Source organism: Paenibacillus sp. SSG-1, from assembly GCF_002224835.1.
Lineage (GTDB): Bacteria > Bacillota > Bacilli > Paenibacillales > Paenibacillaceae > Paenibacillus_AQ > Paenibacillus_AQ favisporus.
In genome coordinates this window covers 3,446,087-3,467,763 of record NZ_MBRK01000001.1, presented here as the reverse complement: position 1 = coordinate 3,467,763, position 21,677 = coordinate 3,446,087, and the positions used below count along the sequence as shown (strand labels likewise).

General features: G+C 53.2%; 19 protein-coding genes and 1 riboswitch. Of the genes, 15 read left to right on the top strand and 4 right to left on the bottom strand.

Annotated elements, in window-relative coordinates:
- The first annotated feature begins 2 nt into the window (after window positions 1–2).
- Entirely contained in the window at window positions 3–2,108 is a 2,106-nt protein-coding gene (glgB, locus tag BCV73_RS15955) for a 1,4-alpha-glucan branching protein GlgB (RefSeq protein ID WP_089550278.1), read from the top strand.
- A gap of 12 nt (window positions 2,109–2,120) precedes the next feature.
- Window positions 2,121–3,551, top strand: a complete 1,431-nt coding sequence (gene glgA, locus BCV73_RS15950) for a glycogen synthase GlgA (RefSeq protein ID WP_089547869.1) — start codon at window positions 2,121–2,123, stop codon at window positions 3,549–3,551.
- 113 nt (window positions 3,552–3,664) lie between these two features.
- On the opposite strand, the gene BCV73_RS15945 is transcribed toward glgA, so the two are convergent.
- Window positions 3,665–5,413: an alpha-glycosidase gene (locus tag BCV73_RS15945; protein WP_089547868.1), complete on the bottom strand. Its 1,749-nt coding sequence runs from the start codon at window positions 5,411–5,413 to the stop codon at window positions 3,665–3,667.
- Window positions 5,414–5,880: 467 nt separating this feature from the next.
- Here BCV73_RS15945 and BCV73_RS15940 point away from each other — a divergent pair, with 467 nt between their 5' ends.
- The 4 genes from BCV73_RS15940 (at window position 5,881) to BCV73_RS15925 (ending at window position 9,284) form a co-directional block, all read left to right on the top strand.
- Window positions 5,881–6,690: a transporter substrate-binding domain-containing protein gene (locus tag BCV73_RS15940; RefSeq protein ID WP_089547867.1), complete on the top strand. Its 810-nt coding sequence runs from the start codon at window positions 5,881–5,883 to the stop codon at window positions 6,688–6,690.
- A gap of 169 nt (window positions 6,691–6,859) precedes the next feature.
- The gene (locus BCV73_RS15935) at window positions 6,860–7,519 is read left to right on the top strand and encodes an amino acid ABC transporter permease (protein WP_089547866.1); all 660 of its coding nucleotides are present in this window, start codon (window positions 6,860–6,862) and stop codon (window positions 7,517–7,519) included.
- Window positions 7,506–8,228 (top strand): amino acid ABC transporter ATP-binding protein, encoded by a 723-nt coding sequence (locus tag BCV73_RS15930; protein ID WP_076171392.1) that lies wholly within the window; start codon window positions 7,506–7,508, stop codon window positions 8,226–8,228. The genes BCV73_RS15935 and BCV73_RS15930 overlap by 14 nt, the downstream gene beginning before the upstream one ends.
- Before the next feature lie 238 nt (window positions 8,229–8,466).
- Window positions 8,467–8,621, top strand: a riboswitch (cyclic di-AMP (ydaO/yuaA leader).
- A 3-nt stretch (window positions 8,622–8,624) separates the two neighbouring features.
- Window positions 8,625–9,284: a 3D domain-containing protein gene (locus BCV73_RS15925; protein ID WP_089547865.1), complete on the top strand. Its 660-nt coding sequence runs from the start codon at window positions 8,625–8,627 to the stop codon at window positions 9,282–9,284.
- Window positions 9,285–9,357: 73 nt separating this feature from the next.
- Here BCV73_RS15925 and BCV73_RS15920 read toward each other — a convergent pair whose 3' ends face one another.
- Window positions 9,358–10,200, bottom strand: coding sequence for a polysaccharide deacetylase family protein (locus BCV73_RS15920; RefSeq protein WP_089547864.1), 843 nt, complete (start codon window positions 10,198–10,200; stop codon window positions 9,358–9,360).
- A 272-nt stretch (window positions 10,201–10,472) separates the two neighbouring features.
- Here BCV73_RS15920 and BCV73_RS15915 point away from each other — a divergent pair, with 272 nt between their 5' ends.
- The 7 genes from BCV73_RS15915 to mobB all read left to right on the top strand — a co-directional run bounded on the left by BCV73_RS15915 (window position 10,473) and on the right by mobB (window position 16,197).
- The gene (locus BCV73_RS15915) at window positions 10,473–11,495 is read left to right on the top strand and encodes an NADH:flavin oxidoreductase/NADH oxidase (protein WP_089547863.1); all 1,023 of its coding nucleotides are present in this window, start codon (window positions 10,473–10,475) and stop codon (window positions 11,493–11,495) included.
- 245 nt (window positions 11,496–11,740) lie between these two features.
- Entirely contained in the window at window positions 11,741–12,409 is a 669-nt protein-coding gene (locus tag BCV73_RS15910; RefSeq protein WP_089547862.1) for a PspA/IM30 family protein, read from the top strand.
- Window positions 12,410–12,519: 110 nt separating this feature from the next.
- On the top strand, window positions 12,520–12,924 hold the full coding sequence (locus BCV73_RS15905) for a DUF350 domain-containing protein (protein ID WP_076171403.1): 405 nt from the start codon (window positions 12,520–12,522) through the stop codon (window positions 12,922–12,924).
- Between the two features lie 49 nt (window positions 12,925–12,973).
- Window positions 12,974–13,480 (top strand): DUF4178 domain-containing protein, encoded by a 507-nt coding sequence (locus BCV73_RS15900; protein WP_076171405.1) that lies wholly within the window; start codon window positions 12,974–12,976, stop codon window positions 13,478–13,480.
- 14 nt (window positions 13,481–13,494) lie between these two features.
- Window positions 13,495–14,256, top strand: coding sequence for a DUF4247 domain-containing protein (locus tag BCV73_RS15895; RefSeq protein ID WP_089547861.1), 762 nt, complete (start codon window positions 13,495–13,497; stop codon window positions 14,254–14,256).
- Between the two features lie 130 nt (window positions 14,257–14,386).
- Window positions 14,387–15,661: a molybdopterin molybdotransferase MoeA gene (locus tag BCV73_RS15890; RefSeq protein WP_089547860.1), complete on the top strand. Its 1,275-nt coding sequence runs from the start codon at window positions 14,387–14,389 to the stop codon at window positions 15,659–15,661.
- Window positions 15,658–16,197, top strand: coding sequence for a molybdopterin-guanine dinucleotide biosynthesis protein B (mobB, locus tag BCV73_RS15885; protein ID WP_089547859.1), 540 nt, complete (start codon window positions 15,658–15,660; stop codon window positions 16,195–16,197). The genes BCV73_RS15890 and mobB overlap by 4 nt, the downstream gene beginning before the upstream one ends.
- Window positions 16,198–16,292: 95 nt before the next feature.
- Here mobB and xerS read toward each other — a convergent pair whose 3' ends face one another.
- Entirely contained in the window at window positions 16,293–17,375 is a 1,083-nt protein-coding gene (gene xerS / locus BCV73_RS15880; RefSeq protein ID WP_089550277.1) for a tyrosine recombinase XerS, read from the bottom strand.
- A gap of 186 nt (window positions 17,376–17,561) precedes the next feature.
- On the opposite strand from xerS, the gene BCV73_RS15875 reads away from it, so the two are divergent.
- Together BCV73_RS15875 and BCV73_RS15870 are read left to right on the top strand one after the other, a co-directional pair.
- Complete coding sequence (locus BCV73_RS15875; protein ID WP_076171413.1) at window positions 17,562–18,050, top strand: GNAT family N-acetyltransferase; 489 nt, start codon at window positions 17,562–17,564, stop codon at window positions 18,048–18,050.
- A 192-nt stretch (window positions 18,051–18,242) separates the two neighbouring features.
- Entirely contained in the window at window positions 18,243–19,133 is an 891-nt protein-coding gene (locus BCV73_RS15870) for an aldo/keto reductase (RefSeq protein WP_089547858.1), read from the top strand.
- Between the two features lie 156 nt (window positions 19,134–19,289).
- Here BCV73_RS15870 and BCV73_RS15865 read toward each other — a convergent pair whose 3' ends face one another.
- The gene (locus BCV73_RS15865; RefSeq protein WP_256992877.1) at window positions 19,290–21,674 is read right to left on the bottom strand and encodes a helix-turn-helix transcriptional regulator; all 2,385 of its coding nucleotides are present in this window, start codon (window positions 21,672–21,674) and stop codon (window positions 19,290–19,292) included.
- Between the last annotated feature and the right edge of the window lie 3 nt (window positions 21,675–21,677).

Below are 21,677 nucleotides of genomic sequence, written 5' to 3'. Positions count from 1 at the left end.
ACATGAATAAGGCGCCGGGTCAGCCGCTGTCCGCGGAAGACATCTATTTGTTTCATGAAGGGACCTCCTATCACAGTCACAGGATGTTGGGCGCTCATCCTGCTGTGGAAGAAGGCGAGGAAGGCGTCCGGTTCACCGTCTGGGCGCCCCATGCCCAGGCTGTAGGCTTGGCGGCAGACTGGAACAACTGGAACGGAGAAAAGGATTCGTTATATAAGATACCCGATTCAGGTTTTTGGACTCGCTTTTTCCCCGGAATCCGTTCAGGTACTTTTTACAAATATGACATGACCGGACCTGGCGGAGAACGGTTTCTGAAGGCCGATCCTTATGCGTTTCAGTCGGAGCTGCGCCCGGCCACCGCGTCAGTGGTCACGGATCTTGCCGGATATGTATGGAATGACGGTCCCTGGCGTAGAAAGAGAAAAGCACCTTACCGCAAGCCGCTGAACATATATGAGATCCATTTCGGTACGTGGCGGCAGAAAGAGGACGGGACTTTTTATACATACCGGGAAATGGCTGATCTTCTTATTCCTTATTTGAAGGAAATGCACTATACCCATGTCGAGTTTATGCCGCTTGCGGAGCATCCATACGATTTATCTTGGGGATATCAGGGAACGGGCTATTTCGCCGTGACGAGCCGCTATGGGACGCCTCATGACTTTATGTATTTGGTGGACGCCCTGCACCAGGCCGATATCGGCGTTATCCTGGACTGGGTGCCATCCCATTTCGCCAAGGATGCCCACGGACTCCGCCAGTTTGACGGGACGCCGCTGTTTGAATACAGCGATGCCTATAAAGCAGAAAAACCCGGCTGGGGCACGCTCAGCTTTGACTTCGGCAAACCGGAGGTCCGCTCGTTTCTGATTTCCAACGCGTTGTTCTGGCTGGACGTGTTCCACATTGACGGGCTCCGGGTTGACGCGGTCACCAGCATGCTGCGGCTTGATTTCGAAAAGCAGGAAGGACAGTTCCAGCGCAACGAGAACGGTGGTCTTGAGAACACCGAGGCGATCGCTTTCCTGCAGCAGTTGAACACCGTGGTGTTCAGCTATTTCCCAAATACGCTGATGATGGCTGAAGAATCCAGCGCCTGGCCCGGGGTTACCGCACCCGTGCACGAAGGCGGGCTGGGCTTTAATTACAAATGGAACATGGGCTGGATGAACGACACGCTGGATTATGTGGAAACCCCGTTTGAACAGCGGCCCGGGCGGCATCATCTGCTGACATTCCCGATTGCTTATGCTTATTCTGAGAATTATGCGCTGCCTTTATCCCATGATGAAGTTGTTCACGGCAAAAAATCGCTGCTCAGCAAAATGCCTGGGGATTACGGGCAGAAGTTCGCCGGGCTTCGGCTGCTGCTTGGGTACCAGATGACCCATCCCGGGAAAAAGCTGTTGTTCATGGGCGGGGAGTTTGGCCAGTTTATCGAATGGAAGGACCAGGAGCAGCTTGACTGGCTGCTGCTGGATTACGAGAGCCACCGCAGTTTGCTTCGGTATACCGCGGAATTAAACCGGCTATATCTGAACGAACCGGCGCTGTGGGAGCGGGATCATGAGCTTGAAGGGTACCAATGGATCACGCCGCATGACAACACGCAAAGCGTCATTTCGTACCTCAGAAAAGGGAAGAAAGCCGGTGACACCCTTGTCGTCATTATTAATTTTCAACCGGTGCGGCGCGAGCATTACCGAATCGGGATTGCCAAGTCCGGCACGTACGTGCCCGTGTTCTGCAGCGAGGATTCCCAATATGGCGGAAGCGGCGAGTTTAACGCCGAACCCGTGCAGACGGAGAAGATCCCTTGGCATGAACAAACGTGCAGTCTGGAATTAACACTGCCGCCGCTCAGTATGCTGATATATAAAAGGGAGCAGCCTCGTACGAAAAAGGCGGTTCCTGGTAAAGAGAGTAAGCCAAGCAAGCGAAGTGCCGCGTCAAAGTCCGGAAAACCCGGTGAAACCACCCGGGTGTCGGCGTCCAAAGCCAAGGAAGGGTTAAAGATGCCTACTGCAGAGACAAAGAAAAGATCGGGCAGAGGCACCGGAAGGAAACCGGTGACGGAAGACGGCCCGCGGATCAATGAATAGGAGGCAGGAGAGATGAAAGTCATATTTGCAGCAGCGGAATCGACACCGTTTATTAAAACAGGGGGTCTTGCCGATGTCATCGGCGCGCTGCCCAAAGCGCTCAAGCGAAGCGGCGCGGATGTGCAGGTCATTTTGCCCAAACATAAAGGGATACCACAGCAATTTAAAGATGAAATGCAGCATTTCACGGAAATCAAAGTGCCGGTCGGCTGGAGAAATCAATACTGCGGCATCGAAAAGCTCGTGTGCGACGGCATTCCAGTATATTTTCTCGATAACGAATACTATTTCGGACGGGATAGCGTGTACGGATACATGGACGACGGCGAACGCTTCGCCTTTTTCAACCGGGCCGTGCTTGAAGTGCTTCCGCTGATCGGTTCCGAGCCGGACGTGCTCCACTGCCATGACTGGCATACGGCGCTTATTCCGGTGTTGCTGCAGGCGCACTACCGCCATAACGAGTATTACCAGCACATCCGTACCGTGTTTACGATACATAATTTGCTGTACCAGGGAATTTATCCTTACGAGGTACTTGGCGAACTGCTGGAGCTGGGGCATCAATATTTTACGCCAGAAGGCCTTGAGTTTTACGGAAATGTCAACTTTATGAAAGGCGGGATCGTATACGCCGATCACGTGACGACAGTGAGTCCGACCTACGCCAGGGAGATTCAGACGGCCCATTACGGATATGGGTTGGAAGGGCTGCTGTATTCGCTCGGTGACCGGCTGAGCGGGATCGTAAACGGAGTAGACACGAAGAGTTACAATCCCGCTAACGATACGAGCCTCTATGTAAAATACCGGTCGAACCTGGCGAAAAAGAGAGAAAACAAAGCAGGGCTCCAGCAGGAGCTCGGCTTGCCGGTTAAACCGGACGTGCCGCTCATTGCAATGGTGACCCGGCTGGTGGAGTCCAAGGGAATGGATCTCGTGACGCGGGTGCTGGACGAAATGCTGGATCACGACGACTTCCAGTTCGTCTTGCTCGGCACGGGCGACTCCGCCTACGAGCATTGGTTCCGCGAAGCGGCAGGGCGGCATCCGGACAACATGTCGGCGCAGATTACGTTCAGCGACGCCCTGTCACGCAAAATATATGCAGGCAGCGACATGTTCCTCATGCCGTCGAAGTTCGAGCCATGCGGCATCAGCCAGCTGCTGGCGCTGCGGTACGGCAGCATCCCGATCGTTCGCGAGACCGGGGGGCTGAACGACACCGTGCAGTCTTACAACGAGTTTACGGGCGAGGGCAACGGTTTCAGCTTCACGGCGTTCAACGCCCACGACATGATGCATACGATCCGCCGCGCAGCAGCGTTTTACCAACAGCCGGAGCATTGGAGCAAAATCGTGAAGAATGCCTTTGCCGGGGATTACAGCTGGAACATGTCCGCCAAGGAGTATATGGACATTTATGAACGCGTCACCGTTTAAAGCAAACGGAGCTGGTCCAGGCCGGCTCCGTGGTCATATTCACAGCCGCTAAGAATCCATATGGAAAAAGCCTTCCGGAACTCCGGAAGGCTTTTCGTTATGAAGAAACCGATTTATTTGGTGAGATTTCGGTACAAAATCCGGTACCCGTAAGGGTCCAGACTGACGTTCATCGTTCCGTTCTGTGTAGGCACATTGTCGCCCGATAAGGCGTCCTTCCAGTCATTCGTAACCATCGGGTGGGACAGCACTTGCGGCTTGTCGGTGTTGTTCATCCAGATCGTGAAATGAACCCGGCTGTCCATGCGCTCGTAAATAATGTTGGGATTGCCCGGTTCCGCCTTCAAAAAGCGGAAGCGGCCTTCGCGGAGCGCTTTGTTTTTTTTGCGCAGACCGATGAGCAGCTTGTAAAAATCGTACAGCTCGCGGTCCTGCTTCTTCGGATCCCACTCCATGCATTTACGGCAGTCCGGATCGCCGCCTCCGGTAAGGCCCACCTCATCACCGTAGAAGATGCATGGCGTCCCCATGAACGTGAACAGGAAGACGACCGCCAGCTTCATCCGGCGCTTGTCGTTGCCGACTCGCGTCAAGAGGCGCGGCGTATCATGGCTGCACAGCATGTTGAACACCACTTCGTTCGTCTGCTGCGGATAGCGCATCAGGATGGTGCCCATTTTGTTGGCGAACGTCAGTCCGTCCATGCCTCCGTTGAAAAACTCCAGCACCTTGTCGGCAAAAGGGTAGTTCATGACAGAGTCGAACTGGTCACCCACCAGCCAGGCGAGGGAATCGCTCCACACTTCTCCGACGATATATGCGTCCGGATTGGCGTTTTTGACGACCATGCGGAAGTCCCGCCAAAAATGGTGGTCGACCTCGTTCGCCACGTCCAGCCTCCAGCCGTCCAGCTTGATTTCCTTAATCCAGTACTCGGCAACGTCCAGCAAATACTGCTTCACCTCGGGATTGGCCGTGTTGAACTTGGGCATATTGCCAAAGAAACCAAACGTGTCATACGTGGCGATCCCGTTCTCAACCCGAGCCGGAAACTGGTTGATATGAAACCAATCGGCGTATTTGGACTTTTCCCCATGCTTCAGGACGTCCTGGAACGGTGGAAACAGTTCGCTGCAGTGGTTGAACACGGCATCGAGCATGACGCGGATCCCTTTGCTGTGACAGGCTTCCACGACCTGCTTGAGCAGCTCGTTGTCCCCAAAATGCGGATCAACCTGCTTATAATCGACGATGTCGTATTTATGGTTCGACGGCGACGTGAACAAAGGTGTGAAATATATCGCATTAATGCCCAGATCGAGTAGGTCGTCCAAATGATCCAGGACGCCCTGCAGGTCGCCGCCGAAGAAATTGTCTGTTGTCGGCTGTCCTCCCCAAGGCTGTGTCCCTTTCGGATCATTCCTTGGATCCCCGTTTGCAAAACGTTCCGGCATAATTTGGTAAAAAATAGCATCCTTTGCCCAATCCGGCACCTTAAATACGTCGATCTCATGTATGTAAGAAAATTCGTAATAGCCGCCCGTCGGCGCCGGACAATTTCGGTACAGCCCGTTGTCGAGCATGTAAATCGTTTCTTTGCCGGAAGTGATCCGGAACGCATAGCTAAGACGCTTGTATTTAGGCAGCACGGCAGCTTCCCAATAATCGAACATCTCGTCGGTCGCGGCTTTTTCCATCGTAATTTCAAAATAGGTCGAATCCCAGTCGTATTTGTCTCCGGTCATCGCAACCACCGTATCCACGTCGTTTCGTTTGGTGCGGACACGCAGATGTATCGTCTTCGGATCGTATGCATAGGCCCATTTGTCCCGGGGGACATGGTATAAAGCTTCCAGCAGCATGACTACACCTCCATCAAATATCTAGCTATTTAATACCTCATTCCCGGAATGATGAACCATGGCTGCCGCCTTAATCTGACGTTTCGGTGAACTTTTTGCGTAGGAGTCCCCATTGCGTGTAATTACATAATAAGAAGCTTTTCTTTCAAAGGGTGCAGGTTTTTGAAGGGATTTATGCATCGGATTAGGAAGGAGACGGGCCTTGAAACGGTAAATACATATTTATTCCGAAAAAGAAGGGGAGGTGACTAAAAGAAACAATAGAACTAGGAATAAATGGTATTAAAAAGCTATAATCCGCATTATTCTGGCTATTTTGAAATGTATTGACCACTGTATGAAAATGTCATTGCATAATCATGCATTTTTATTGTATGATTAGAACCGTGGTTTTTCGGGCTGGGCCGGATACGGATCATGCCTTTGAACAACAATAAGTATCATTGAAATGGACAGGAGAGATAGATATGAAAAAATGGGGTATTCTAACGGCATGCATTCTGCTGGCAGGCTCCCTGCTTGCCGGATGCGGAAGCAAACCTTCGACTGAGGGCGGCACGGCAGCGGGCGAACAGCCGGCCAGCGGCAAGACGATCGTGCTTGGTACTAGCGCGGACTTCCCGCCGTACGAATTTCATAAAATGGTGAACGGCAAGGACCAAATCGTCGGCTTCGATATCGAAATCGCCAAGGAAATCGCCAAAGACATGGGGGCGCAGCTTGAAGTCAAGGACATGAGCTTTGATGCGCTTCTCGGCGAGCTGTCCACCGGCCGCGTAGATTTTGTCATTTCCGGCCTTACACCAAACGAAGAACGCAAGAAACAAATCGATTTTTCGAACAACTACTATAAGGCGGAGCAGGCCGTTGTCGTCAGAGAGGCTGACAAAGACAAATACAGCACGATGAAAGCTCTGGAAGGAGCTTCGCTCGGCATTCAGAAGGGTTCGATCCAGGAGGACATCGCCAAGACGATTCCGGGGGCGAAGATCACCGGCCTGGGCAAAATTTCCGACATTGTGCTGCAGCTGAATTCGAGCCGCGTGGATGCCTCCATCATGGAGAAACCGGTTGCCGAAGCATACATCAAGAACGTCAAAGGATTGGTAATTGCGGATGCGGTTCCTGATTATAAGGAAGACGGCTACGCGATCGGGATCAAAAAAGGCAACACCGAGCTCGTGAACCAAATCAACAAAACGCTGGACCGTCTGAAATCCGAAAACAAGATTGAGCAGTACGTCGCCGAAGCGAGCGATTTGGCTGCACAGAAATAGAGGTTAAGCTGTCTGTTCTCATTTTATACATCGGATAAAATAGCGAAGCGAATTCGCTATTTTTTCTGTTCAATGATGGGTACCTTGTTTCAAATATGTCCCGATCTGTTGTATACAGGGGAAGGATGGGACAGGCAGGTATGATGACAAAGGAGGTTCTTGGGTCTTTATGTATATGTTCTCCGTTTTTTGGGATTACCGGACGTATTTTGCGACAGGTATCCAGTATACACTGCTCCTGGCCGCCATCGGCGTCATCTGCGGCTTCGTGCTGGGCATTATTATATCCTTGATGCGGATGTCCCGTTTTTGGCTGCCGAAGCTGATCGGTTCGGTATGGGTGGAAGTTCTCCGCGGTACCCCGATGGTTGTTCAGCTGTTTATTATTCACTACGGCCTTGTGGCTTTCGGGATCAAACTTACGCCGATCGAGTCCGGTGCAATTACGCTGTCCATTAACAGCTCCGCGTACCTTGCGGAAGTGTTCCGTGCCGGAATCCAGGGGGTGGACCGGGGCCAGTCGGAAGCGGCCCGTTCCCTGGGAATGACGCGCAGCATGACGATGCGGTACATCGTGCTGCCCCAAGCTGTAAAAAGCGTGCTGCCGGCCATCGGCAATGAGTTTATTACGATTATCAAGGAATCATCCATCGTATCGTTTATCGGCGTCACCGACTTGATGTACCAGTCGGGGGCTATCCAAGGGATTACGTATGATTACCTCAGTCCGCTGCTGGTCATTGCGGCCATCTACTTCATTATGACGTTTACCCTGTCCAAGCTGCTGGGGGCATTCGAAAGGAGGCTGAATACCGATGATCAGCGTTAAAGATCTGCGCAAATCGTTCGGCAAGCTGGAGATTCTGAAAGGGATCGACATCGACATCGCCAAAGGCGAGGTCGTCGTCGTGATTGGCCCCAGCGGCTCGGGGAAAAGCACCTTTCTCCGCTGCCTGAATCTGCTCGAAACGCCAACAGGGGGGCAGATCACGTTTGAAGGCGAGCCGATTACGGACAAACGCCATAACATCAATGCCACCCGCGAAAAAATGGGCATGGTGTTCCAGCATTTCAACCTGTTCCCGCATAAATCGGTGCTGCAGAACCTCATGCTGGCCCCGGTTAAGGTGAAAAAGCAGCCGCCGGCCGAGGCGGAACGGATTGCCCTTGACCTGCTGCGCACGGTCGGATTATCCGACAAGAAGGATGCGTATCCGTCCCAGCTGTCAGGCGGGCAGAAGCAGCGGATCGCCATCGCGCGGGCGCTGGCCATGCAGCCCCACGTCATGCTCTTTGACGAGCCGACTTCAGCGCTGGACCCGGAAATGGTCGGCGAAGTGCTGGAGGTCATGAAGAAGCTTGCGGAGGGCGGCATGACGATGGTTATCGTAACCCATGAAATGGGGTTTGCCCGGGAAGTCGGCGACCGGATCGTCTTTATGGACGGCGGACAAATCGTCGAGCAGGGGACGCCTGCGGAAGTGTTCGGTAACCCGCAAAACAGCCGCACGAAAGATTTTCTGAGCAAGGTTCTTTGACAAAGTACCTGCATATAAAAATGATAAAGCCCTGGACGAGAATATTACTCATCCAGGGCTTTTTATGTACCTTTTCATGAATAAATTGTTAAAATGAATGAGGATTTTGTAACTATTTTAAAAGGAATTGAGCTGCTGCTCCCTTGCTTAAGTCAGCTAACAACCCTAAATAAAGCCTGATAATTCAAGGCTTTTGGATTGGTAACATTTTCATGCGCACAGGTTACAAAATTGTGATATATTTGTTGAGCCGAAACTTTTCTAAGGTAAAGTGCGGGGGATGTAATTTGTGTACATAGTACGCTTGGGGTGAATCGCACCAATAGGGCGTAGGGTTGTCTCCTCAATCCGAATCCGACAGCTAACTTCGCAGGCATCACGACTTAAGGAGGAACCATGAAAAGATTTAAAGGAATCAAGACACTTGCAGCCATCATCGGCATTTCTCTGGCGGTACAAGCGGTACCCACGTTTGCGGACTCGGTCCATGTAGCGAAGGATGGAGACACCTTCTATACATTATCTAAACAATATGGTGTTAATTTGAATCAGCTGATGAATGCAAATCCGAGCGTAGAAGCAACCAATATTTATCCAGGCCTGAAATTAAACGTTCCAGGAGCAAGCACAGCCAAGGCATTTGCCGCAGAGGACAGCGGCTCGATCATCACGGCAGCTTCTCTGAACGTCAACGGCGATGACAAAGTCGTAGAAGCATGGGGTAAAACCTTCAATTACTCCAAAACGCTGGACGTCCGAGCTACGGCTTATTCATCTGCCGCTAGCGAAAACGGCAAGTGGGGTGCAGTGGACTACTTCGGCAACCCGCTGAAGCTGGGAACGATCGCTGTTGACCCTTCCGTTATCCCGTTGGGAACGAAAGTGCTGGTTACCGGTCACAGCTTCCAGGGCCTTCCGAAGAAAGCTTTCGTAGCGACAGCTAAGGATACCGGCAGTGCGATTAAGGGGAAACGCATCGACATTTTCGTGCCGGGCAGCCCGGAAAGCGTTAGTGCCTTCGGGTTCCAGGACGTTGAGCTGTACTTCATTAAATAGTTCAAGCTTTTCATAATAACACGGAAAAACCGGCTTTTGTACTCAAGCCGGTTTTTTTTGTACGCTCAGCGCGTTACTTGTCTTTTGGAACGTGAAGTAACCTCGGCAGCGTGACGAATGAATAGCCTTTATTTTTCAAAGTCTGAATAATGTCCGGAAGGGCATCGATCGTACCGCTGAGATTGGACGTGGTTCCGCCTCCCGCATGCTGAAGAATGATCGAGCCTTGCCCAACGGTGGACAGCACGTTGCGCTTGACCGCTTCCTTGCTGATTCCTTTCCAATCCAGCGAATCGACGTTCCAGTTTACGATTTTGTAGCCCTGCTGCTTGGCCCAGCGCAGTTGGCGTTCCGTGATGTCTCCATAAGGCGGCCTGATCAGCTTGGGCTTATAGCCGACGATGCCGTAAAGCGTGTTCTCCGTCCGCTTAATCTCGGCTACATATTCGTCCATCTCCAATTTGTGAAACACGGGATGATTATAGGAGTGGTTTCCGATCACATGTCCTTCACGGACGATGCGCTCGACCAGCTCGGGATGCTTCTTCGCCCGGCTGCCCATCACAAAAAAGGTGGCTTTAATATGATGGGCTTTGAGCACATCCAGGATCTGAGGAGTAAATCTGGGATCCGGCACGTCATCAAAGGTTAGGGCCACCTCTTTGACGCGCGGACCGTGAATTTTGAACGTTTCGGGATATTTTTTGATCAGCTGGCCTAGCGTAAGGATCTGCTGTTCCTTCCGCTTTTCTTTCGCCTCCCGGCTGCTGGTTTCCCGTGCAGGTTCGGAACCTGACGGATGTTCCGGGGGTTCACCGCCTTGAGCGGCGGCTGCTGGCCACCCGGACTGCCAAGGACAGATCAACAACAAGATCAGCAGGGAAGACAGCAATGTGCATAACAGCTTCTTTTTCATCCGTCTCGACTCCTTTCCACCGCGGACAAACAGCGAAAGCATGATTTATCCTTGTTATGTCCATAAGTTGATGCAATTATGTTGCTTTAAATCAGATGCTGGGCCACATTTTCATATCGTTCGGCAAAGGGTGTATAATAGAACTGATGGATTACGGTCGCTGTACATTGGCCGTAACCGCGAGGTATGGACGATAAACGGCGGCGCTGCAATCATATAACCCTGTTGTCATATAGGCTTAATCACATACAACAAAAAGGAGACACGAAGCAATGGCAGATCTATTTACACCTTATGTGCTTAAAGGATTATCTCTGAAAAACCGGATTGTTATGCCTCCGATGTGCCAATATTCGGTACAGGCTGAGGACGGGATCCCTAACAATTGGCATTATGTCCATTATATATCCCGCGCAGTCGGCGGAGCCGGATTGATTATCGTAGAGATGACGGGGGTTCACCCGGACGGACGGATTACGAACCGGGATACGGGAATATGGGATGACGGGCAGATCCCTGCTTACCGCAAAATCGTCGACGAAGTGCACGCCCATGGCGCAAGGATCGGCATCCAGCTGGGCCATGCCGGCCGCAAGGCGGAGGACGCGAACCCGCCCGTAGCCCCATCGGCCATCCGTTTTGACGAGAAATATAAAATTCCGAGAGCTTTGTCCACCGAAGAGGCCCAGAGTCTGGTTACCGCCTATGGGGAAGCGGCCCGGCGCGCGGTGGAAGCCGGCTTTGATACCGTGGAGATACACGGCGCTCACGGCTATTTAATCCATCAGTTCCATTCTCCGCTGACCAACCGAAGAGACGATGCGTATGGAAAAGACCTGGCCTTGTTCGGAGAAGAGGTTGTTAAAGCCGTCAAGAAGGCGGTCCCTGAAGACATGCCTGTTCTGATGAGAGTGTCAGCCAAGGAGTACGTGGACGGCGGTTATGACGTCGATTACTGCGCGGAAATCTGCCAACGATACCGGGATGCGGGCGTGGACGTATTCCATATTTCCTCCGGCGGTGAAGGTCATATCGGATCGAACGGCGGACCGAAGGCCGGCTCGGGGTACCAGGTGGAATTGGCGGAGCAAATGAAGGCAAAGCTGGATGTACCGGTAATCGCTGTCGGCCGCTTGGAAAATTACGAGGAAGCGCAGCAGGTGGTGCTGGAAGGAAAGGCGGATCTGGTCGCAGTCGGCAGAGGCATGCTGAAGGATCCTTACTGGGCGCTTCATGCGGCCCAAGAGTTGAACGGAGAACAGAAGATCCCGAAACAGTACTTGCGAGCTTTTTAACCTAGGCATTGCGGAAATGAAGCTAATCAAGCATTCACAACAAAACGCTGGAGTCAGATCCGTAGGATCGGCTCCCGCGTTTTTTAAACGGTAAACATACCCTTGAATGAAGACTCCTTGCTGCTATATTATGGAAGATGAACAAACGCCGAAAAAATTTTGGCGATTTTTGAAACGGTCCTAAAACTGCTGCGTAAAAGAGTATCAAGAAGAACACATTAACCTTTCAGGAGGAACAAGAAACCATGGCTATTTTCAAAAGACTGCGCGATTTAACAATGTCCAATATTAATGCGATTATCGATAAGGCAGAAGACCCGATCAAGATGACGGACCAATACATCCGCGATATGACCGAAGATTTGGAAGACGCGGAGAAGGCTGTAGCCGCTCAAATCGCCATCGAGAAAAAATTCAAGCAGCTGTACGAAGAGCAGCAGGCGCTCGTTGAGAAGCGTACCCAGCAGGCACACACCGCAGCCCAGGCACAAAACGTTGAGCTGGCCCGCCGTGCGCTGGAAGAGAAAAAATCGGCTGAGCAGAAAATGAACGAATACAAAGCAAGCTACGACCAGAACAAGGCTTCGGCCGACAATCTCCGTGCCAAGCTTGAGGAAATGCGCAAGCAGCTCACCGAAATGAAGAACAAAAGAGAGACGCTGGTAGCCCGCTATAATGCGGCCAAAGCGCAAACCGAAATCAACAAGGCGATGAACGGCTTCAGCACGGATTCTGCGACGAACGGCATGAAGCGGATGGAAGAGAAGATGCTGCAGATGGAGGCGCAAGCCGAAGCCAGCAACGAAATGTCCGCCAAAGGCAAATCGCTCGACGATGAGTTCGAACAGCTCGGTAAGGACAAAGAAGTTGAAGATGAGCTGGCAGCGCTCATGAAGCAGTACGAGAACAAATAATCTGCCATAAACCGGGTATGATGAATAGCGAAGGGGAACATTTGTCATATTTCTCCTTCGCTTTTATTATGTATGAGTGAGACGTTGAGAAGATGTGGAGGCTAAGGTAGATGGATTTTAATATCATTAAAGGGATTCTGGTATGGACAGGTTCCGGGGCGATCCTGCTCTTTATTTTGATGTTTGTGGATTCGCTGTTTACCAAGTACAAAGATTTTGAAGAAGTGAAGGCGGGCAACATGGCGGTCACCTCGCGCCTGGTCATCAAGCTGCTGTCCCAGGGTTACATTCTGTCCGTTTCGATTCGGACCTCGAATAACCTGCTGGAAGCGCTTGTCGTATCGATCGTCTCCTTCTTGATCTTACTCGTGCTGGAAGCGATCGTGCGCGTCTTGATGAGATGGTGGGCAAAGCTTGACCTGGATACAGGTACACAGCAGGGCAAAGTGGGTTACGGCCTGTTTGCCGGTACAATCCATTTGGTTGGCGCCCTCATCATTACCGCCTGCCTGTAGCACGACCCCAATATATATTAAAGTTTGATTACCTAAGGAGTTATAGCATATGAGTGTATTTAAAAGAATCGGCAACCTGTTTGCCAAGCCGGAACCGCCGAAACCGGAGAAAAGCATGCTGGCGCTCATGCCGGGAGATATTTGCGAGGTATCGCTGGTCACGTACGAAGTCATTGGACGCGTGCACAACCGCGGAAGAAACGCCGTTCTGCTCACGCTCCGGGACGGGAACACGATCGCTTACCTTCATATTGAAGAGCGCGAGACCGTGGAGTATGAATTGTACGCTCCGATCGACGGCCGGCTTGACAATCCTGCAGAAGTACCGACCGAGATCGACCTGGACGACCGGGTTTACTATATGGAAGAAGAATACATCGGTCATGTGTTAATTCAAGGCAAAACCCCGTTTACGCAAGGGGGAGAGCAGCACGTATGGCAGTACCAATCCGACGATTATCATCTGCTGCGGATCGAGTGGCAGAACGGACGCTTTATGCTGTATGAAGGAGAGAAAGTAATCCCAGGTGATGTGAAAGTCATCCGGGCCAATTAGAGGTGGGGCACATGATGGGTAAGAAGAGAAGCAGGTTTCTAGGCCTGAAGCTTCTGCTTGTCGCCAGCCTTGTGCTGTCTCTGCTGACCGGATGCGGCATCGGCTCGCCAAACGTCAAGGAGACCTATCCGCTGGAGTCGGTGAACCGCGACGGTAACGCTACGTCGTATGTGTATCGGGCCGCAGACAAGACGGTTCCCGAGGTTGCGAAGGAGATGACGGACGAGAAGAAGCCCGACCAGATGTCGCCGGAAGATGCTGACCGGATGTTCCTGGTGTACGGTAACGAATGGTACCATCTGCAGAAAGATACCGCCAAGCCAAGCGATACGCTGATCGAAATCGACTCGCAGCAGTATGTGCAGCGGAATTACGATTCAAGCTTTCTTCAGGGCTATCTGACGGCCGCGCTCATCGGACAACTCTTTGATTCGTTCGGCGGGGGAGGCTCTTACCGGGGGTATACGAGCAGAGACATTTATCAGCCGAAGCAGGGAACGTACCATACTCCGACGACCAACGATAAAAAGGTGGCGCCGCCGCTGACGGTTGAGAAGAAGGGCTCGATTCTCCGCCGCGGCAAAAACAGCGACACGAATCCGAGCGTCGGTTCCGGAGGCAGCATTTTTGACCGGAAGAAAGATACCAAGACTCCGAGCAGGGGCAGCATTTCAAGGGGCGGCAGCAGCGGCTCCGGCCTGTTTGATGCACCGAAGCGTTCGTATACGAAGCCGAAAACCCGCGTCGGGTCAGGCAAGATCACAAGGCGCAGGTGACGGCTGGCCGCAAGCGAATAACCTGATGCCGTGTTCACGGCGGACGAAAACGCACGAAGCATGGATTCGTGCGTTTTTTTGTGTCATGATAGACAGTGGAGACATTCAGCAACGGAAGGATGATACATAAATGGATCAGACACGAACCGATTACGATAAATTTCACCGGAAACCGATGCAGGTCAAGGATGCCCAAAGGCTGATCGCCGGGTATGTAGAGGCAGGCGCTGTAGAAACGGTACCGCTGGCGGAGAGCGTCGGGCGCTTTCTGGCCGAGCCCGTTACCGCCCCGCATCCGTTTCCGCGGTTCCGCCGCTCCGGAATGGACGGGTACGCGATTCGGTCTGCTGACACGGCTTCTTGCAGCTCGGACGATCCGGTCTGGCTGGAAGTCATCGACGAGATTCCTTGCGGCAGCGTGTCCAGCCAAGTGATCCGTCCGGGGACGGCTGCGCGGATCATGACGGGCGCCGAAGTGCCGGACGGCGCGGACGCCGTCGTCATGCTGGAGATGACGGAGCAGCAGGAAAAGGACGGACGTGCCCGGGTTGGACTGAAGCGAAAAATCCAGGAGGGGCAAAACATAACCCCGATCGGCCTGGAGGTTCAGGAAGGACAGCTGCTGCTGAGCCCGGGGACCCGGATTTCGGCCGGGGAAATCTCGGTGCTGGCGACGTTCGGCATTCACCGTGTCCCGGTGTACCGCAAGCCGCGGATCGCGATTTTCTCGACGGGGTCGGAGCTGCTGTCCGTCGAAGAGCCGCTGCAGCCGGGGAAAATCCGCAACAGCAACACGTACATGCTCGCGGCCCAGGTGCGGGAAGCGGGGGGCGAGCCCTTTATCTTGGAAGCCATTATGGACGATTTGCAGCTGGCACAAGCACGGGTCGAGTCGGCTCTCCGGGAATATGATGCCGTCGTGACCAGCGGCGGTGTGTCAGTCGGCGACTACGACATTATGGGCGACCTCGTCCGCGGCGGCGGGGTGGAGATGCTGTATAACAAAATCGCCATGCGTCCCGGCAGCGTCACAACGGCGGCCGTAAAAGACGGCAAACTGCTCTTTGCGCTGTCGGGCAATCCCGGCGCCTGCTTCGTCGGCTTTGAGCTGTTCGTCCGGCCGACAATCCAGGGCATGATGGGAAGAAAGGATGCCTACCTTAAGGAGTGGACAGCCGTCCTGGACGTCGACTATACGAAGGTGAACGCCTTTACCCGCTACGTTCGCGGAAGAATGGAAGTCCGCGATGGATTGGTGTATGCCGTTCCGGCAGCGGTGGACGAATCGAGCGTCATGGTGACGATCAAGGACAGCGATTGCCTGATCGTCATTCCGCCCGCCAAGGCAGTCACACCGGCAGGATCCAAGGTGCAAATTTTGCTGCTTAAAGAGGGATCGAGATGAGCCGGCAAGATGTGAAACCGCCCGTCTGGCAAATCGTCGGGTATAAGAACAGCGGCAAGACGACGCTCGTCTGCAGTCTCGTCGAGAGGCTTGCGGCCAAAGGCATACGGACAGCGGTGATTAAGCATGACGCTCACGATTTCGACATCGATCATCCGGGAACGGACTCGTACCGGCACCGGAAATCGGGGGCGGGTGCAGTCGCCCTTGTGTCCTCGCAGCGTACGGCCGTGATCGAGGAAGCGGAAACCGGGCTGGACGAGCTCATCAAGCGGTTTTCCGCATACGACATGATTTTAGTGGAGGGCTTCAAGCAGGCGGAGTACCCCAAACTCGTGATGGTCCGCAGCCAGGAAGATCATTCGCTCGTTTCCGAATTAACATCCGTGAATGCGATCGTCTCCTGGCTTACCGATGACAAGGTGAGGGGGAACATGGATGTGCATCCGGGTTCCGTTCCGGTATTTGGCGTCAATGACACCGGCCGGATCACGGAATGGCTGCTTCACCATAGTAAGCACGGTACGACGGAATGAACGGAAACTAACCGTTTTGCAATAAAAAACAGCACGCCCTTCCTGATATACCGGATGCGGCAGTGCTGTTTTTATTGTGGCCTCGCCTAAAGCCGTTACGGTTCAAGCCTACGCTCAATCGCCTCGGACATCGTTTTGTCCGTGAGATGGGCGTACACCTCCGTCGTTTCGGTTGAGGCGTGGCCGAGCTGTTCCTTCGTTTTGTAAATATCGTTTTGCAAATAATAGTCGGTGGCAAAGGAATGCCGGAGCTTATGTACGGTGAGATAAGGCTTGCCGAAGCGCTTGGCATACTTGATGATCATCGCCTGGATCGCCCGCTTGGTCATGCGTCCGCCTTCCTGATGCCCGTTCGGAAGCGCTGCAAACAGCGCTTTTTCCCGCTTGGGCACCTTGTATCTGGACTGACGCAGGTTAAGGTACTGGGCCAAATCATCCCTTGCCTGCTCGCGGAAATAGACCGGGGTCTTGAACGTCTCGTCGTTATTGCCCTTCCGGTACACATACAGCATCTTGTTGTTCATGTCCAGATCATCGACATTCAGGTTAACGACCTCGGACACCCGAAGCCCCGAGTTCAAAATCAGGCTGGCAATGCAGGCATCGCGTTCCTTATTCAGCTCATGGGCGTAGAGCGCCTGCTTGTTATTGGCGACATCCTTGGCGTAGCCGTCCATAATATAACCAATAAACTCCAGGAGCTCGTCTTCCTCGAGGATCTTCCCTTTTAGTTTGGCGGCCGTGTCTTTCGGTTTGTGGATCCGTTTGATCTCCACCTTCGCCATAATGTTGCGCTTCAGGAGCGGATAAAAGTTGTCATCCTCGGCAATTTGGCTTAAGTAATGAAACAGGGAGCGCATGGAAGAAAGCTTGCGGGAGACGGTAATTTTGGAGTTGGCACTCTCCCGGCGGGTCGTTAAATACAAGCGGTAGCTGACGACGTCTTCCATCCGCAGCACCTCCAGCTCTTCCAGCGTTACCTTGCCGATGTCCGGCGCAGCGGACAATCCTTCGGCCCGGAGCCAGTTGAAGAACGTTTCGTAATCCCGGATATATTCAAGCAAAGTGGACGGCGACAGATCAGGCAGCTTGTAATCGATAAATTGCTGGACGTACCAAGGCATGGTCAGCACTTTGTCGTCGAGCTTTTTCCGGTCTTGTTCCTTTTGAACATTCATCGTCATCCCTCATCTTTCCTTTTCTTCGTATCTTTTTATATTAACACAATGGGCGAACAGATGTCCGCTTCAATTACGTATATGTCAGGAAATCCGTCCGTGTATAACCTTGCCCGTCCGTTGACAAAGTTATATAGTGGAAATGAAGTTTAGGATCGTGAACAGGAAAATAGGAAGGTGAAGTTAATGGAGTTCAGGCTGGACCTGGTTCCGCACAAGCGCAGGCAAGTGATCTACAATTTGATGCAGCTGTATATGTACGATTTTTCCCGCTACCAGGATATCGTGGTGGACGATAACGGCAAATTTCCCGAGTACCCGGGAATCGACGAGTACTGGCGTAGGGGAACCGGCAAGCATGCTTTTTTGATTTCGTACGATAAGGTGCCTGCCGGTTTTGCGCTGGTGGACCGGCTGTACGACCCGATCGAAGGCGACTTTTACATGACGGAGTTTTTTATTATGCAAAAATACCGCCGCACCGGCATGGGAACCTGGGCTGCGCAGTCGCTGTTCGATCGGTTCAAGGGCAGATGGAAGGTGACCCAGATCAAAAACAATCTGCCGGCTCAGGCCTTCTGGCGGAAAGTGATCGGCAGCTACACGAACGAGCGGTATTCGGAAAAGGTTCACCCGCAGTATGGCAATATCAGCCAATATTTTAGCAGTTTATAGATGGAACTGAATACATAGGCTCTCGTTGGCAGGGAAGCGAGCATTTCTTGAATCGGAGCGGGCCGGGGAGGAAGAACCGTCCACGCCAGCGGTTTGGCGGCCCTCCGTTTTGGGTAAACATCTCATATACTGCGTAAAAGTCACTTCGTATCTATGAACGTATCCAATTATGAAACCAGGGAGGATTTCATTATGGAAAGACGGGCATTCGGCAAGACAGGCATGGAAGTGAGTATTTTGGGCTTTGGCGGCGCGGAGATCGGCAAGGAAACGGACCTTTCCAAAGTCGAGCAGCTGCTGGGCAGCGCGCTTGATGCGGGCCTGAACATGATCGATACGGCGGAGTGCTACGGCGACAGCGAGGAGCTGATCGGCAAAACGATGGCGAACCGCCGCAGCGAATATTATTTATTCACCAAGTGCGGACATGCTTCCGGCTTGGATTATAAAGATTGGGACCCTGAGCTGCTGGAGAAAAGCATCGACCGCAGCCTGAAGCGGCTGCAGACCGATTATGTCGACTGCATCCATCTGCATAGCTGCTCGGAGGATGTGCTGAGACAGGGCGCGGTGATCGAAGTGCTGCAAAAGGCCAAGCAGCAGGGAAAGACGCGGTTTATCGGATACAGCGGCGATTCGATTGACGCATTGTATGCGGTGCAAACCGGCGTGTTTGACAGCTTGATGGTGTCGCTCAATATCGCCGACCAGGAAGTGATCGACCTGACGCTGCCCGAAGCGCGCAAGCGGGGAATGGGGATCATCGCCAAGCGGCCGATCGCCAACGTAGCCTGGACTTACGACAAGCTCCCCGAGAACGCCTACCCGTATAAATACTGGCAGCGGCTGAAGGAGCTGCAGTATGACTTTCTGCGGGACAACGAACAGGCGGTGGCGGATGCCCTTCATTTTACACTGGATACGCCTGGGGTGGATACCGCGATCGTGGGAACGAACAAGCCCGGGCGCTGGTCGCAGAACGCTGAGATGCTTGCAAGCACGAGCCTGAGCCATGACAAGTACCAGGAGATCCGGGCGCGCTGGAAGGAAGTGGCCCCGCGGGACTGGGTGGGTCTGACGTAAAGTAGATCAGTTTGACGTAAGGCAGTCAAGTTGAATGGAATCATGAAAAAGCACTACGAACTGGAATCATTTGCCCGATAGAGAAGGCTCCCTTGGAACACTTCAAGTTCCGGAAGGGAGCCTTTTTTGCATGCCTGGAGACCGGGAGAACCACTCTTATTCAGCCTTTCCGAGCTTCGTTTCGCTAAATTGAAGACGGTACTGCCCTGGAGTCATTCCCTCAAGCTTTTTAAACATCCGGTTGAAATACGGCGGCTGATAGCCTACGGATTTGGCGATTTCGTTCATTTTGAGGTCGGTCGTCAGCAGAAGCTTTTTGCAGCGGCCGATTTTGAGCGCCGTTAAATAATCAATGTAATTCGAGCCGGTCATTTGGCGGAACGCCTTGCTGAGATGCGACACGCTGACTCCGGCCTCCATGGCGAACGTCTCGAGGGAGATATCACACATGTAATTGTCGTGAATGGTTGCCAGCACCTGATCGACGATATCCTTCATGGCATGCTGGTAGCTCTTAGACAGCATGTCGATGTACGGCCGAATTACCCTTTTGCCGAACCACTGGATACACGCCTCAGCGTCCCTCAGCGTCCTCAGTTCTTCTTCCAGCTGGACGCCGTCAAAGAGGGCGTACGGGTTATGTCCCGACTGCAGCATGGACCGGTACAGGCTGCTCTTCAGGCGCATCAGTCCCTGGTGGACAACCCATTCGGGCGCGCCTTCATTTTTCAGCGCGGTCACGAACCGCTCCAGGATGTCCGCTGCCTCGCGTTCCAGCCCGAGGTTCAGTGTATGCGTAAATTCCTGCTCCAGATCGTACGGAAAATCGACTTCGGGATTCGCCTGCTCCAGCACGGCGGTTGCATCCAGCAGTTGGCTCTCCGACGTAAACGTGCGGTAGCTGAGCGCTTTGCGCGACTGTTCCAGCAGGTAAGGAATGTCCATCCACAGCGACGCTGGGCCATTCACGACGATCGTCGACGGCATGCGCAGCACATGCTCCAGCGCACGGAGCATATCCCCGCCAAGCCGAAGCAGTTCATCCCGCGCATCCATGGCGGAGGTTTCCGGAAATATCAGCACCGCGGCAATCGAACCGTCGAGCAAATCGAGCGTATGCACATAGGTTGCCGACGCCTCCGACATTTCGCCGACGATGTTGATGGCCGCGTAGGTGATGAGCTGGCTGTCCTTTTCTGTCAGGGGGGCCTTGTGACCGTCAAGTCCGTGCAGCTGGCAGACCACGACCGAAAACAGGCAGCCTGTCACGTCGAGCTGCAGGGCGCGAAGCTTTTCAATCATTTCCGTCTCCGATAAATGAGCGGCTTGTCCCAGGACAAACTGGTTGATCAGCGCTTCCCTGACTTTGGGAGTGGATTGATCCAGCCGGCTCTGCAGCGACTCGTTGGCAAACCGGTACTGCTGCCATTTTGCCTCAATGTAGGCCATTTCGTCGGACGGGTCGGCGTCTTCATCCGTTTTGCCGTCCCTGACCAGATCCATCACTTTGCGGAACGGCTGGTAGAAGCGGTTGGACGCAAACCAGCTCAGCCCGAGCGCGGCGATGAGAGACAGAACCCAGTAGACGACCACCACATGCGTATAGGCACTGTTGGGCGCGGTGACTTTGGATGACGGGGTACCCGTCACAAAGGTCCAGATCCGGTTCATTTTCTCAAAAGAAACCGCATTCATGAGGAACTGCTCATGATCCGCACGGATTTGAAAGCGCGACTGGCTGTCATACGTGCGCTTGGTCGAGCCGAGCTGTTCCATAATCCGCGGCAGCAGCTCGGGATACGACTTGGCGGCATCCGACTGACCAATGACCACGTCGCTGCCATCGAGAACATAGGCGGCCTGGTCGGGTGTCACGTTCAATTGAAGCATGGCCGGGTTGACGTAGAGGACAAGCGCCCCGTAAGAGGTTTGGCCGTTAAAAGGCAGCTTCATGACGATCGCATGCTTGGAGCCGCTGCGCCCAAACGGCCGGGTGAGATGATTCGTCCAGAAAATACCCTTATCGCCGTTCATGAGACTGTTCCAAACGGCACGATCCGCCGGATCGTCCAGCGTGCGCAGGCCGAGGACCGGCTGCAGCAGCACATTCTGCTTCGGTATGTACAAATAAGCCTGATCGATCAGCGATTCCCCGTTTTCGATCAGCGACATCGTGTCCAGCAGCTCCTGGGTCTTTTCGAACTCATCGACATAGTTCATGTCCGCGATCGCAGGCTTAAAGATGGGGTTGGCCATCATGTGCAGGGCGTACTGTACCAGCTGGGCGAACTGGCCGTCGATTCTGCGCACCGATTCCCGCAGCATGATCTCGTTATTTTGCTGGTACTGCTGGATCAGGTACCGGTTGCCGACATACCCGCCAATGCAGCTGACGATCGTGATCGGAATACAGGTCAGCAGGATCGCAAGCGCGATGCTTCTCCAGTACACGGTCCCTCTCGATGCGAACCTTTTCGCCAAGTAGTCTCTCAACATGGTATCCACTCCCGCTCGTTTGCTTCCGCCCTGAATCTTGATCATGAC